This is a genomic window from Paenibacillus oryzisoli, assembly GCF_001653565.1.
Taxonomy (GTDB): Bacteria; Bacillota; Bacilli; order Paenibacillales; family NBRC-103111; genus Paenibacillus_E; species Paenibacillus_E oryzisoli.
In genome coordinates this window covers 130,056-144,203 of sequence record NZ_LYPB01000088.1, presented here as the reverse complement: position 1 = coordinate 144,203, position 14,148 = coordinate 130,056, and the positions used below count along the sequence as shown (strand labels likewise).

10 protein-coding genes and 1 riboswitch are annotated in these 14,148 nt (G+C 46.1%); of the genes, 2 read left to right on the top strand and 8 right to left on the bottom strand.

All coding sequences use genetic code 11. The annotated features are described in order from the left end of the window. Positions 1-126: 126 nt before the first annotated feature. The 4 genes from A8708_RS28400 to A8708_RS28385 all read right to left on the bottom strand — a co-directional run bounded on the left by A8708_RS28400 (position 127) and on the right by A8708_RS28385 (position 4,524). Positions 127-1,218, bottom strand: coding sequence for a polysaccharide deacetylase family protein (locus A8708_RS28400; RefSeq protein WP_068669325.1), 1,092 nt, complete (start codon positions 1,216-1,218; stop codon positions 127-129). Between the two features lie 204 nt (positions 1,219-1,422). Beyond that, on the bottom strand, positions 1,423-2,250 hold the full coding sequence (locus A8708_RS28395; protein WP_082927866.1) for a polysaccharide deacetylase family protein: 828 nt from the start codon (positions 2,248-2,250) through the stop codon (positions 1,423-1,425). A 93-nt stretch (positions 2,251-2,343) separates the two neighbouring features. Then, positions 2,344-2,604 (bottom strand): YqkE family protein, encoded by a 261-nt coding sequence (locus tag A8708_RS28390; RefSeq protein ID WP_068669321.1) that lies wholly within the window; start codon positions 2,602-2,604, stop codon positions 2,344-2,346. Between the two features lie 45 nt (positions 2,605-2,649). Continuing rightward, positions 2,650-4,524: an APC family permease gene (locus tag A8708_RS28385; RefSeq protein WP_239696876.1), complete on the bottom strand. Its 1,875-nt coding sequence runs from the start codon at positions 4,522-4,524 to the stop codon at positions 2,650-2,652. A 156-nt stretch (positions 4,525-4,680) separates the two neighbouring features. Then, positions 4,681-4,833, bottom strand: a riboswitch (cyclic di-AMP (ydaO/yuaA leader). A 550-nt stretch (positions 4,834-5,383) separates the two neighbouring features. Here A8708_RS28385 and A8708_RS28380 point away from each other — a divergent pair. Beyond that, on the top strand, positions 5,384-6,826 hold the full coding sequence (locus A8708_RS28380; protein ID WP_082927865.1) for an MFS transporter: 1,443 nt from the start codon (positions 5,384-5,386) through the stop codon (positions 6,824-6,826). A gap of 301 nt (positions 6,827-7,127) precedes the next feature. On the opposite strand, the gene A8708_RS28375 is transcribed toward A8708_RS28380, so the two are convergent. Genes A8708_RS28375 through A8708_RS28360 form a run of 4 tightly spaced genes read right to left on the bottom strand, consistent with a single transcriptional unit; the run spans position 7,128 to position 11,550 of the window. Further along, positions 7,128-7,985, bottom strand: a complete 858-nt coding sequence (locus A8708_RS28375; protein WP_068669318.1) for an MBL fold metallo-hydrolase — start codon at positions 7,983-7,985, stop codon at positions 7,128-7,130. Positions 7,986-8,011: 26 nt separating this feature from the next. Further along, a complete protein-coding gene (locus tag A8708_RS28370; RefSeq protein WP_068669316.1) occupies positions 8,012-9,652 on the bottom strand; it encodes a type 2 periplasmic-binding domain-containing protein in 1,641 nt (546 codons plus the stop codon). Positions 9,653-9,685: 33 nt separating this feature from the next. Continuing rightward, positions 9,686-10,588 (bottom strand): carbohydrate ABC transporter permease, encoded by a 903-nt coding sequence (locus A8708_RS28365; RefSeq protein WP_068669314.1) that lies wholly within the window; start codon positions 10,586-10,588, stop codon positions 9,686-9,688. Positions 10,589-10,602: 14 nt separating this feature from the next. Beyond that, a complete protein-coding gene (locus A8708_RS28360) occupies positions 10,603-11,550 on the bottom strand; it encodes an ABC transporter permease (RefSeq protein ID WP_068669312.1) in 948 nt (315 codons plus the stop codon). A gap of 284 nt (positions 11,551-11,834) precedes the next feature. On the opposite strand from A8708_RS28360, the gene A8708_RS28355 reads away from it, so the two are divergent. Then, entirely contained in the window at positions 11,835-14,129 is a 2,295-nt protein-coding gene (locus A8708_RS28355; RefSeq protein ID WP_068669310.1) for a helix-turn-helix domain-containing protein, read from the top strand. The last annotated feature ends 19 nt before the right edge of the window (positions 14,130-14,148 follow it).

Sequence of the window (14,148 nt, the reverse complement as noted above, 5' to 3'; positions counted from 1 at the left end):
CTAGCTACAAAGGTGGCCTGGCCCCTCCCTTGGTTGGACTTTCACCAACTAGATAATGCGTGCCTCTGGGCACGCCACGCATGAAAAGAAGCCGCTTCAATAGCGGCTCCTGGCTTTCATTTCACATTATTTTTTATGATATAATTTCATCTTCCACATCAAATCATCTTCAGATACATACGCGGCACCTGCATGAACTCTATAAATCTCAGTACTTCCCTTATGATTGATCCCCTCTTGGGTCGTAAAGAAAAGTTCAATCCCCATTGCCTTCCCTACCTCAAGCACGGCGTTATTATAGGCCCCGAACGGAAAAGCAAGCAAGCGATATTGAGGTCCAAGCTCTTCCCCAATCCGTTTCTCCGCCTTTAACAGATCCTGCTTAATTCTCGTACGATACTCCACATCGGTTTCTAATCTCTGTTCCGCTTCTACATATATAGGGTTGGTAAGCATGGGCATTAATGTATTGGAAGATCCCGTTCCCGCCTTAACCTTATCATGATGGTCGTACGTGTGCGAATAGAAACTCATTCCGTTCTCTTTCATTTCTCTCATCTGATCCCATGTAAGACGCGGCGACTTCGGATGATCGATGGAATCCACAACGATAAATTTGGTAGCATGAAAGCCTAAACGAAGTAATTCCGGGTACGCCTGGGTATAAAATGATTCATAACCGTCATCAAACGTAATTAAAACGGCATTTTGAGGAACCTGAGCCCCACTCTTTATGAAATGAAGAAAATGCTCCATGGAGATGACATTGTAACCTTCTTTTTTCAGTCTTTGCATGTGACTTTTAAATCTTTTGGGAGAAATGGTAATGCCATTTTCTTTTTCATCAATGTGATGATAGGTCAGTACAATGACTTTGTCTGTATAATAAACCTTTTGTTTACTATAATCCTCTTGATTAAAAGCGAGCGCATGCGCTTGATACTGCTGGGGTTGTTGTTGCGTTTCCATTTCTAGTTGCTGTAGGGCTTGTTGGGCTGATTGTGCTGGTTGGACTAGTGGAACTGCTGGTTGCACAGTTAGCGGGTCATAAGAAGGTACAAGTCGTTCTTCGCTTATAACCTTATCCGGCACTAGGGTCTGCTCTAAGACCTTCGGCGATGTTGCAGGCAATAAAACATAGAGACATAATAGAACGATAGAAACGGACAGAGCGGCAAATCCAACACTCGTTGGATTTCCTAATTTCTGTATGTTCATGCTGGCAACAACTCCATAGATGAGAATGTAATAAATTACGAAGATAGTATCTCATGAAAACGCTTTCTCGTAAACTTTTTATTACACGTTCTCCTCCTATTTAACTAGGACTAAGAACCTATCATCCCGCAGATCGGCTAGCTTCTATTCCAGCCCACCGTTACGAAACGTGGTTCCCTTCTATGAGTTAACTTGCAGTTTGTCTCAAGGATGAGCAACTGCGGCCAGCTGCACAAATCGAAAGCCTTCCCTGCGCAGCTCGGGTATCGCTTTGATAACGCCTTCCGCGGTATCTTTCTCCGGATGGTTCATATGCGCGAGCACGATGGAGCCGCTTTGCGCCTTAATTAGCGCTTTATACACCTGCTCTGTGTTGTACGTTGCGCCAGCATCCCCAAGGACGTTGTATCCCGCGATTTCGAAGCCTAGATCATGAACCACAGACGTGGCAACTTCATCATAGAAGGCCGTGCCTGAGCGGAAAAACAAAGGACGTCTACCCGTCAACTTCTCGATCCCATCCGCGTTGTCTTTCACTTCATGAATGACGTCAGCGACATTCTTCGTTCCAGCAATACCGTAAGCGGGCTTGCCCGTCACAGACAATGGGCGGTGCTCTGTTCCGTGGTTTTCAATCTCGAATAAAGGATTCGCAGCTAGAGTGGCGAAGATGTCAGGATTAGCCCCAATCCACTTTGCATTCATAAACAATGTCGCGGGGATGTTTTCCTTGATTAAATAGTCGATCAGCTTCTCATCGTAACCGCTGCCCACAGTCCCCCCGCATGCATCGAAGGTCAAAGCGATGACTCGTTCTTTCGTTGCCAACTGGGTTTGCACACCGGGGACATGTTCGCCCCATTTCGTTGGTATACTGGCAGCATAGCGGTCGATCAACTTCTTTTCCAAGGACGCAAACGGTGGTACCGGTTCTACAGAAACTGGTGAAGCTGTAGACACTGCACTTGTTGATGTCGTTGGTAGTGCCGTAACCATTGGTGTCGGTGTCACCATCCGGTGTTGTTGCAGCAATTGGTGCTGGCGTTGCTACGGTAGCCGGTTCCTCACAACCTGTAAGCGCACTCATTATACTTATAAAGAAAAGGAGGCACATCGTGCGCCCCCTCATTTATGTTTCCGCCAGTCTAATTTACTTTTCTCCAGCTGATAGGCAAAATCGTTCTCAAGACGCTTCTCTTCCGCCTTGCGAGCCGCCTCTACCTTCGCTCGCTCTGCTTCCTTCTTCGCTTGTTCTTCCGCTTTCATGGCGTCAGCCTGGGCTTTGAGTCCTTCCAGTATTTCTGGACGCAGCAGATCCTTCAGCGTTGCTGGTTTATCTTGCACGCTAGCCGCAGCTGGCGTCACTTTAGCTTTCTTTTTCACCATAATAAGGTCACCTCGTCTACAAGTTCTCCCTATTATTGTACACCTCTATTGATGTAAATGATACGGTACTGTTGCTACAACGATATCCTTATCGGCTTGCAGCTTGGAACGAATGCGTGCCGCAGATTGATTATGGAGCAGTCGGTGCCACCACTTCTTCGGCATGAATTGCGGGAGAATCACCATGATCGACTGTTTCTCCGACACATGCGTGTCGATGCGATCAATGAATTCAGCCAACGGCTTCAGAATCGTCCTGTAACGTGATTTGAACACAACAAGTCGAACACCGGGATCCCAGATCTGCCACTTCTCCTGCATCGATTCTTCGTCCTCATCCGAGAAAGATACATAGAACGCAATAACGTTAGGTGAAAGCGATTTGGCATAGTTCAGGGAATGCTCTACAGCTTTGTGAATCCCAGCCACTGGAACGATAATGACAGGTTCTTTGGTACATACACGGTCTTGCGTAATATCAATCCGCAGCTGTTTGGCTACGTCATCGTAATGATGACTGATTTTGGTAATGAGCCAGAGGAGTATCGGTGTAATGATAATGACAATCCAAGCGCCCTCGCTAAATTTGGTAACGGAGAAAATGATTAGAACCGCTAGGGAGACGATACCGCCCAGGCCGTTAATGATCAGCTTCCCGATCCAACCCGATACGCGTTCTCTGAGCCATTTACGAACCAGACCTGTCTGAGCAAGTGTAAAAGATAGAAATACGCCAATCGCATAAAGCGGAATAAGTGCATCGGTTTTACCTTTAAAACCGATCAACAGCAAGCTGGCTAATACGCCTAGCGTAATAATGCCATAGTGGTACGAAAGTCGATCCCCGCGAAAGGAAAACATGCGCGGGAAGTTTTTGTCCTGGGCCATAATTGACGCCAAGATGGGGAATCCATTGAAGCTTGTATTCGCAGCGAGTACCAAGATAAGCATCGTCGCGATTTGCGTCGCATAGTACATGGCACCTCGGCCGAAGGCTTGCTCCGTCACCATCGATAGAACAGACGTATGACCGTTATGATCCGGTGCCACGCCATACCCTAAGGCAATCAGCGTTACACCACCGAAGACGATGGCCAATAGGCCGCCTAGGGAGAGTAGTGTGCGTTTGGCATTTTTGACAGATGGCGTCCGAAAATGTGGTACGGCATCGGAGATCGCTTCGATCCCCGTTACAGCTGAACAACCGGATGAGAACGCCTTGAGAAGGACGAATAGCGTTAATGAGTTCGTCGCTGCGCTTGGAGCGAATTCGATCGCATGTGTATTCATGGATCCTGTTAGCAGATCGAAAACACCCTTACCTACTAACAATAGGATACACAGAATGAAAAAGTACGTTGGAATTGCGAATACCGTTCCTGATTCGGAAGTTCCTCGCAAATTCAGCCAGACCATGATCCACACCAGCAAGATGGTAAGCGGAACGATATAGGGTACGGCTGATGGAAAAGCGGACGTAATCGCTTGAACACCAGCCGAAATCGAAACCGCCACGGTTAAGGTATAATCGATTAGCAGAGACACACCTGTGAGACGTCCCCACACCATACCTAAATTCTCTTTGGTAACCATATAGGCGCCGCCACCCATCGGGTACGCTTCGATCACTTGCCTGTAGCTGAGCACGAGCAATAGAATCAAAGCAATGATCGATACCGCAATCGGCAACGAGAAGGCAAAAGCAGCAACCCCTACGGTCGCAAGCTCTAACAGAATCTGCTCTGTCCCATACGATACGGATGATAAGGCATCGGACGACAAGATAGGGAGAGCTTTCCAGACAGGCATTTTCTCCGACTCAATCTCACTCGACTTTAGTGGCTTACCAAACATAATTTTTTTCAATGAATCACTCGTCATTTCGCAATTGCTCCTCCAGTTAAATCGAATCTTACTCATCACACACAATAAACGGCCACACCTTCTTCCTAAGAAGGGAGCGTTTTGCGAGATATATAGCCAAATTAATGTGTGACATCTATATAAAAATGCTATATTTCTGAAAAATGGACGCAAAAAAACACAAGGATAGACCTTGTGTTTTGAACACATGTTCTCCTTTCTCACGATCGCTTACGAGGTTAGCTGTCGGGTTCGGGCCGCGAGAAATCTGCCCTAAAAGGTACCAGGTATCAGTACCGTTACTCACCCCATGTTACTTTTGGTTCCCCCGCTTTTCTTCACAAGAAAATTAAGCGAAATATTCAACTGTTCTAGTACGTGTTGAATACTACTCTCTTCTACACACATAGTAAAGGATGGAAAAAACGTAAAAAGCCGTCTTCCGCCTCACGTTTCCATCAATAATTCGCTTACAATCCCCCCAATCGTTGATTATCTTCCATTCTCTTAGGTAATCGGGGTATTTTGAATAAAGGGCAAGGTTGCAATCTATAAACTTAACAACCCATGTGAACAATTCACTGGGTCAAGGGGATTTTTTCTTTAGAGAGCTACCTCGTTAATGTATTTGCTTAGTAAGGTGAGGATCGTTTAGAGGAAATGGCTGAATTTAACTGTATGAAATCCAGTTGTTTATCAAAAGCTTCCTTTAAATGATCATTATATTCGCCCATCCGTCGATGAGAGCCGCGGTCACTGCACTGTTGCCTCTATTCACAATAATGCATAATATTAAATTTACATGTATAAATATTCATTCCAACATATTGTTACTACGGTCAATTCATTGACACATGCTACCTGCCATGCTAAACTGTCACAAATAATATTATAGTTTAAGATCGGATGGTGTACCATGTCAAATCACAGAACTACTTCACATCAGGAAACAGTGCCAACACCAACTGAGACGCCGGGTCGCTTACGTGAAACGCCAGTGTCTTGGTTACTCTGTTTCACCATTGTGTTAGTCATCATGAACACGATGATGTTCAATCTGGCACTGCCCAAGATTTCCGCACAATTCGAACTTAGCCCTTCAACGGCATCGTGGATTGTTACGGGATATTCTATCATTTTCGCCATAGCATCGATTACCTACAGCCGCTTATCCGACTTCGTGCCTATTCGCAGGCTCTACGTTATTGCCCTGCTTTCACTAGGCGGCGCCTCTATTCTAGGGCTGTTCACGGACAGCTTCGGACTGTTGCTGCTGACAAGGCTTATTCAAGCATCCGGCGCTGGGGCGATTCCTTCGCTTGGTATCGTTCTTGTCACCCGCTACATTCCGTTGTCCCGCAGGGGCAGAGCGATGTCGCTCATCCTATCCGCGGCTTCACTCGGCTTAGGACTCGGTCCTGTTGCTGGAGGTTCCATCGTTCAGTATTTGGGCTGGCATTTCCTGTTCGTCATTACTGGGGTCACCCTGCTGCTTATTCCTATCTTTCTTGTTCTGCTGCCAAAGGAAAAACCAGAAAGCGGCTCGTTCGATTTCATCGGCGCCCTGCTCCTGGGGATTGGGACGACGGGGCTGCTGCTCTTCCTAACTTCCAAGAGCATCGTTGCCCTCATAGCAGGCATACTTGCGATTGGCTTATTCACGCTGCGCATTCGCCGAGCCTCACAACCGTTCGTGCTGCCAGCTCTATTCGGCGATCGGACTTATATGTCGCTTAGCGCAATCGGCGTATTTTCCTACATGATCAGCTTCGGCTTCCTATTCCTTGCGCCGCAGATGCTTGCACGGGTATTCGGCTTAGCTCCGCTTACTTCGGGACTGCTGCTCTTCCCAGGCGCACTCTTGGCGATGCTGGTGTCGAATCGTGTCGGACGCATCATCGACCTTTACGGGAACAAGGCACTACTTCGTTATGTCCCCTGGTTGATGCTGCTCTCTACCGTGCTGTTAGCCCTGACAGCCAGTTATTCCTCTTACTGGATTGCTGCGCTTTACATCTTGGTCAGCATTAGTTTCACAACACTTTCCAGCGCTGTGTCCAATGAGCTCTCCCGGCAATTGCCTACAGATCGCATCGGCTCTGGCATGGGTTTATTCCAATTGCTGCAGTTTTTCAGCGGCGCGTTCGCCGTGGCGCTCTCGGGGAGTGCACTCGTTTGGCAGAAATCATTGCCGCTCACACGAGCTTTCGATAACCTCATCTGGGGGATGGCGGTCATTGCGTTCCTAACCATTGCCAGTTCCATCCTATACAGGAATTATGCAAAAAAGCAGCTCTCGGATCACTCCGCGGCGGAGAAGGTAGAAAGCTCGGCTATGCCTAAGACTGCAACCGAATAAGTACCGTCAGATAAAGCCCAAGTCCAAATTAAGGTGATCATATCATCTTAATTAAGGCTTGGGCTTATTCTTACTTCGAATAAAGTGATGGCATAACGTTAAAGTGTCTAAATACACAGGAAACTTCGACTTTGGAGCTAATAGCGCTATCCCGTAACGTTATTGCGCACCTCGTGCTCTAATTGGGCTATATAACGTTATTCTAGAACGTTATCCCGAAGGCGTTGCTCCTTCGATCCATAAGAAGAGGCTGTCCCTCCGTCATCTGAGTATGACTTTTTCGGGGACAGCCTCTTTGTGTTTATATTTTCATTCCATCCCATGCCACCGTAATCGGACATGGGAATTGTTGTTCCTGAAACCAGCCTACTAAATCCCCATGGGTCGAGGTGAAGTGGTTAATATGCGTAAGATAAATGCGAGAGTTAGCATGCAAGGTTCCTTGCTCTAACAGTTTGCGGAACAGCTCCATGCAGCTAAAAGCGTCCAAATGGCCATTTGGATGAAGACCGCGGCCGGTGGTCAGCCCAAAGGTGCATTCACTAATCAACACGTCAAGGGAAGTATTCTCCAGCTCCTTGAACGCATCTGGCAAGTACCAGCCTGTATCCACGCCGTAAAATAACTTAGTGCCATCCAGTTGCTGAATGAGATAGTTCGCACAATTCTCTCCCATATTTCCCTTGTGATTCCCACGCAATGGCGTTACGTCCATACCGTCAATCGTAACGGTTTCGTTAAATGCCAGCTTATGAAAGGCCACGATGCCGCGAGCCTCCAAATCGGCAGTCATCCCTTTCATGATCGGCCGGCTTTGCCGATAGAAATCGACGATGTCGTAAGCCTTGTCTGTCAAATAAAAATGCAGCGGCTCCTTCAACCGTTCAATCGCCATGTTCCTAACATTCATCATCATATAGTTGAAATGGTCTTCATGGGTATGACTTACCAAGACATGCTGCAGTTTGGTAAAATCCCCATATTCCATCGCCTGTTGGAATGAATCTGCTCCTAAATCAATACACATCTCCTCATTGATTCGGAACATCGAACGGCGGCGAATCTCAGCGCCTCCTACTTCCCGTGCGTTGTTGCACACGGAACAGGAGCAGAATGGATTCGGTATGCCTTCGGCTGCACTCGTGCCGTAAAATCTCATCATGGGCTCCTCCTTCCCGTAGCTGATTACTTCTGATTCCAGCGGTCATAAGCTGCTTGATAGATGGCGAGATATTTATCTAACTGCATTTTATTCAGCGTACTTACATATTTATCCCACTCGCTGAGCGGTTTAGCACCTGTAATGAATTTAACAATATTCTCATCAGCATAAGCCTCGATATCCGTTGCGTACGTGCTCAATTCAATATTCTCTTTTTCCGTAAATGTAGGAATCATCAATTTCTCATCAGGTACTAAATGAGGTCGAATGACATCTTTATTCGCAATCATCTCTGGAAGGACTGCCGCGCTTTGGTCAACCTTTTGCGTTACACGCTGCGGAATGCCCCCGCCTTGGAAAATCGTATATTCCGATAGCGCCTCATCTACCGTGAGTCCGTTCGGATTTTTGGCAAACTCATCCTTCAATTTATAAAAGCCATCGCTGCCGATCGTATACGTTACATCTTGGATACCAAGTCGTGCCAGCGCCGTACCTTCCTCACTCAGGAAATAATCGCCCCAACGAAGTGTTGCAGCAGGGTTCGGGTTCTTGCTCGTAATCACGAATGAGCCTAAATCCCGTACTTTCGGGGAGATGCCCGTCCAATACACTTTGCCGTCGATGCCTTTCAAGACAGGGTTCTGGACGTAGTTATTCCGATTTTTGCCCATCCATAAGTTGTTGTTTCCTTTCGCTACATAGCCGACACGCTCATCATCAACTTTGGCGATCTCCTGTTTCATATCCTGTGATAAAATTTCTTTATCAATCAAACCTTCCATCCAAAGCTTATTAAAGAAGGTAATCATCTCTTTGAAGGTGTTGTCCGTTGCGATATACCGAACTTTGCCCGCGTTGTCTACATCCATAAAGGGTGCGATGATCCCGGAGTTCCCTCCGAATCCCCAACTGCCATAAAACGATTTAATAAATTGATCACCGTAGTTCTTGTTGCCCTCTTTGTAACCCGAAATCGGAACCTCATCCGCTTTGCCATTACCATTAGGGTCCTGTTCCTTGAAAGCTTTCAGCACCTTATAAAACTCGTCCATTGTTGTCGGCATTTGAAGCCCCAGCTTGTCCAGCCACTTCTTATTGATCCAGGAGGAAGAAATTCGTCCATCTGCTTCACTAATATTCGGAAGGGAATAAATATGGCCGTCAGCTGACGTAATCGATTTGCGAATCCCGTCATTTTCTTTCATAAGTGCTGCCAAATTCGGCGCATAGCCTGCTTCAATTAGTGGATCTAACGGGATAATCTGACCCGCAGCGGCGTACGAAGTAATCAATTGCGGCGACAAATTCGCCCGCATGACGAAGTCCGGCAGATCATTGGAGGCAAACATCAGATTTCGACGCTCATCAAAGGCGTTCTGCGGGACTGTATCCCATTTAATGACCACATTCGATTTCGCTTCATAACTTTTCAACCCTTTATGCTCGTTCCAATCCTTGACCAACTCATATTTGGAGACCAGTCCTTTCAATTGAACGGGCTCCTTTGCAATTGGCATACCTGTTTTATTGATATTCGACTCTTTATTCGTTGCACCAGTTGCAACAGGTACTGTCCCTTTATCTTTATCGCTGCAAGCGCTTAGTATTGGAATTGACGTGATTAGCATGGCAGCTGTTAGCAAGACGAATTTTCTTTTCATAGTAGTTAGTCATCCCCTCAATTATTAGTCACATTAACCTTTAAGCGCACCAATCATCATCCCTTTAACGAAATACTTCTGTAGGAAGGGGTACAGCATAAGAATCGGTCCACTGGATACGATAATAACGGCATATTTGACACCTTCTGCAACGAGAAACTTGCTCGTATCCATCTCAATCGAATCCATCATGACGTTATCCGATTGATTCATCACTAGAATTTCCCGCAGGAAAAGCTGTAGCGGATACAGGGAACGTTCCTTCAAATAAATCATAGCCTCGAAATAAGAGTTCCAATGATACACGGCATAAAATAAAACAAGAACAGCCATGATCGGCGCACTCAAGGGCAGCACAATAGAGAAAAACGATCGAATGTTGCCGCTGCCATCCATATAGGCCGATTCATAGAGTTGCTCATCAATGTTGGTTTCCAAGAACGTGCGAGCCACAATCATATTGTAGACACTGATCGCCGTTGGCAATATTAAGGCCCACATCGAATTGTAAAGTCCCAGATTCTTAACGAGCAAGTACATCGGAATCATCCCGCTGCTGAAAAACATCGTAATGGTAAAGAATATCATAAGCCCGCGACGCCAACGGAAATTACGGCGTGACAGCGGATAGGCGCCCATCATGGTTAGCGATATATTGACTATCGTTCCTACGATGGTATAGAGCAGCGTGTTGCGATAACCTATCCATATTTCGGTATTCGTAAATACCCGGCGATAGGCTTCCACGTTAAATCCGCTGGGGATCAACCCGATTTTGCCGGCAATGACCAGTTTGGGATCACTGAATGAGGCACTTACGACATAGATCAGCGGGTAAAGCACAATTAACACAAGAATTCCGATAAGAACATAAGTTATAGCTAGAAAAATCCGATCACCGTTGGATTCCCGAATTTTGTGAGAAACGGCCTCCATGTTCACCTCTCCTTTTAGAACAGACTGCTGCTGCTATATCGTTTGGCAATCTTGTTGGCTGCAAGCAGCAATACGATGTTGATGACATTGTTAAAGAGACCCACAGCGGTTGAGAATCCATAATCCATATTGATCAAACCCGTCTTGTAAGCATAAGTGGAAATAACCTCTGAGGTTTCCATGTTCAGACTATTCTGCATAAGAAGAATACGCTCGTAGCTGAGTGTCATCATTTTACCCATAAGCAGAATAAATTGAATGACGATAACCGGCATAATACACGGCAGATTCACGTGAATCATCCGCTTCCACCGACTAGCCCCATCGATTTGGGCAGACTCATGCAGTTGTGGATCTACAGCCGCTAACGCCGCGATAAAAATAATGGAATTCCATCCGCTGTTCCGCCAGATGTCAGAACCGATATACACACCAGGGAAGTAGTCTGGGCTGGTTAGAAAAGGAATCGCATCGATCCCAATCATCCCCAGCAAATGATTCAAGTACCCATTCTCCCCACCGAGAAATAAATTAATAATACCGACGAAGACGACGGTTGAAATAAAGTAGGGAGCATACGTGATCGTCTGCAGCGTCTTCTTCAATCGCTCTTTTCTCATCTCATTAAACATGAGGGCAAGCATGATCGGAATCGGGAAACTAATCAATGTTTTAAACAGATTAATAACTAATGTGTTTTTCACAATACGATAAAATTGAAATGAATTAAAAAGCCTCTCAAAGTTATCAAAGCCGATCCAAGGACTATCCATGATCCCAAGAATGGGGTTGAAGCGTTTGAATGCGAGCTGCACACCATACATAGGTCCGTAGCAGAAAATAAGAAAATAGAGAACAACAGGGATAACAAAGATTAGATAATCCCAATTGTTTTGCAGCCCAAACCTTTTGGGGGTAGACCTCGGTAGGGGGGCATGTGCCGCCTTGGTCTTCGCAGTCATATCGCTGCCTCCTTCGTCGAACGCTAGAAACGTGGATACCCAGAAAACGATTCGGCGCCTGAATCGGTATCCTATGGCTCCGAGTATACGTAAATATGGAACCCCCGACAATCGCTGATAATCGGCTTTTCACAGCAAAAAGAGGGTATAACCCGCAAATGCACCCTGCATTTTTTTCAATACCTAGTCAATTTTCAGCTTTTGGGCCTATATGAATTGATCTCATAGCGCAAAATTTATATACTCGTAAGAAATCAAGACCTATTCGACCAGGGGATGTGTTTATGTTGCGGAAAGCGATTCAGTCCAAGCTCTATCGAAAATTTCTACTAGGGCACCTTCTGATTCTGGCCGTAACCGGTCTATTGTTCCTAGTAACCAATATCATTTCACTGTCCAATACGTATCATCGGTTGATGGATAACACCCAGCGATCGATGGCCAATACGACAAGTCTGCTCGATACGCGCATTTTGGACCTGCAGAAATTGACATTAACCTTATCTCGGGACACCAAATTGCTTCCTTATCAATTACAGGAGTCCTTACAATATCCGTATCTCATCGCCGATGAACTCGAGAAGTTAAAGGCGCTGTCTGCCGATCTCGATTCCATTGGCCTGTTCTATCGAAACACAGCCTATAGCTCGCTTACAAACACGATCTTTACGGATACGGGCATTTATTCACCTGAGAGCTACAGCCGTCTCATCACCGATAGCCGAATCTCTCCAGTAATTATCCAGAGCAAATTGGAGCAGCTACGTTCCCCCCTACTTCTGTCTTCACTAGCTAACGACGATCATCCTGAAGGCAAGGAACAAGTGCTGCTGCTCTTAGTCCCGCTTGACAGTACACCTTTCTCCAGTGGCATTATGATCTACAAATTAAACTATCCGGCACTGGTAAGTAATTTCCAGCAGACCATTGACAGCGGCAGCTCCCTCATCGCTTTTGACCAATCCAAGATGCCTTTTCTCTATATAAAAGGTTCTTCCGATCTCGCGTGGGGTGAACTTACAGCAGCGGCGCACAATTCGAAAGCGCGAATCCCTGGCTATCTCTTCATGCAAGAGACATCGTCCAAACAGAACATTCATGTCGTGAACGCCATTCGCCGGAGTGACTATTTCCATGAGTATGATGTAGCGTTAACGATTTCACTAACCATCTTTCTGATATCGCTTGCACTAGGAATTGTGTTGTGCTTCAGATCTGCCCGCAAAAGTTATCAACCGATCCAAGAGCTATCCAATCGGTTTCCAACCTTGCCGTCGGACAAGCAGGCAAGGAGCAATAACGATGAACTAGACCAACTCACCCACTACATTGAACAGATGAGAGATGAGAGCAACCATTTGTCTCATATGATGCATAATCAGGAGGTTCTCACGAGGAATCAATTGTTGTTAGCGGTATTAATGGGGAAGCTGAACGTAGACAATACGACGCAGGATAACCGCAGCGCTCTTGATAAACTATTTGCTGATCGGCATACAAGCAGCGTGCTTGTCATCATTTTCGACGATTACAATGCCAAGGTAAGCAAAGAACCGCTTAGTGAGCAGTGGTTGATGAAATATACCATTTGCAATGTGTTGGAAAATTTATCAGGTGGGCATGGGGTGAATTACGCCCTTGATTTGGCCATCGACAATGGAATTGTCGGCATTGTTTCGTGGAATAACGAATTCGCAGAGGAGTGGGAAGCGCGCAGTCGCGCCTTTTCCGAGCAGATCATCGCGTTCATGCAGAGGCATTTCGCCCTTTCGTTGTCTTGTATGGTAGGCGAGCCTCATCCAACGAATGACTTGCATCAATCGTTCAGTTCCGCCACATCGCTTGCGGAGTATCGGATTTTCGCCGGGAAGCAGTCCATTATCACGCCATCTGAATGGTCTCAGCAGAAGTTCGAGGGTACGACGATGGATAAGCAGCAAATTTCCGAATTTGCCGAAGCTCTCCATGCGGCGGTCCGCTCCAAGAGCTCCGAGCATCTGCAACTGCTGATTCATGAGATGGAGGAAAGTTTTACGCGGCTGGAGGATGTCCCCACCTTCCGTCTTACGTTTCAGCAAATCATCTTCACTTTAAACCAACTCGTTAATAATATTCCGCTCTCCCATCGCGAAGCAATTAAGTATAAACTGGAATCCCTAGCCGAATTCCAATCCAAAACCGTTGCAGAAGCTTGTGCCAATCTGCTTGATGCGGCGCGCAGCATACAAGACAGCTTAGGCGAAGATGCCAATAACAATCGTTTATATGCATCTATGTTAGAGTACGTTTCCCAGAATTATATGGACTATAACCTCAGTCTCTCTACCGTTGCTGAAGAGCTGTCCCTTACACCTTCCTATGTCACACGCTATTTCAAAAATAAAAATGGCCTTCCTTTCATGCAATATGTCTCGAAAATCCGCATTGAGAAAGCCAAAGAGTTGCTTGAAACCACCCATCTTTCTATTAAGGACATTGTTGAGCAGGTTGGGTTCGTGGATGAAAATAATTTCTCCCGCGCTTTTCGCAAACGTGAAGGCGTGTCTCCGAGTCAATATCGCTCCAATAGCTATAGTTAGTGGTACCAAGACTGAAAAT

What these genes read in the sequence shown, in the direction of transcription:
- A8708_RS28380 (WP_082927865.1), top strand. Translation starts at nt 5,384, where the DNA reads ATGTCAAATCACAGAACTACTTCACATCAGGAAACAGTGCCAACACCA.
- A8708_RS28385 (WP_239696876.1), bottom strand. Translation starts at nt 4,524, where the DNA reads ATGAGTAAGATTCGATTTAACTGGAGGAGCAATTGCGAAATGACGAGT.
- A8708_RS28390 (WP_068669321.1), bottom strand. Translation starts at nt 2,604, where the DNA reads ATGGTGAAAAAGAAAGCTAAAGTGACGCCAGCTGCGGCTAGCGTGCAA.
- A8708_RS28360 (WP_068669312.1), bottom strand. Translation starts at nt 11,550, where the DNA reads ATGACTGCGAAGACCAAGGCGGCACATGCCCCCCTACCGAGGTCTACC.
- A8708_RS28365 (WP_068669314.1), bottom strand. Translation starts at nt 10,588, where the DNA reads ATGGAGGCCGTTTCTCACAAAATTCGGGAATCCAACGGTGATCGGATT.
- A8708_RS28355 (WP_068669310.1), top strand. Translation starts at nt 11,835, where the DNA reads ATGTTGCGGAAAGCGATTCAGTCCAAGCTCTATCGAAAATTTCTACTA.
- A8708_RS28400 (WP_068669325.1), bottom strand. Translation starts at nt 1,218, where the DNA reads ATGAACATACAGAAATTAGGAAATCCAACGAGTGTTGGATTTGCCGCT.
- A8708_RS28370 (WP_068669316.1), bottom strand. Translation starts at nt 9,652, where the DNA reads ATGAAAAGAAAATTCGTCTTGCTAACAGCTGCCATGCTAATCACGTCA.
- A8708_RS28375 (WP_068669318.1), bottom strand. Translation starts at nt 7,985, where the DNA reads ATGAGATTTTACGGCACGAGTGCAGCCGAAGGCATACCGAATCCATTC.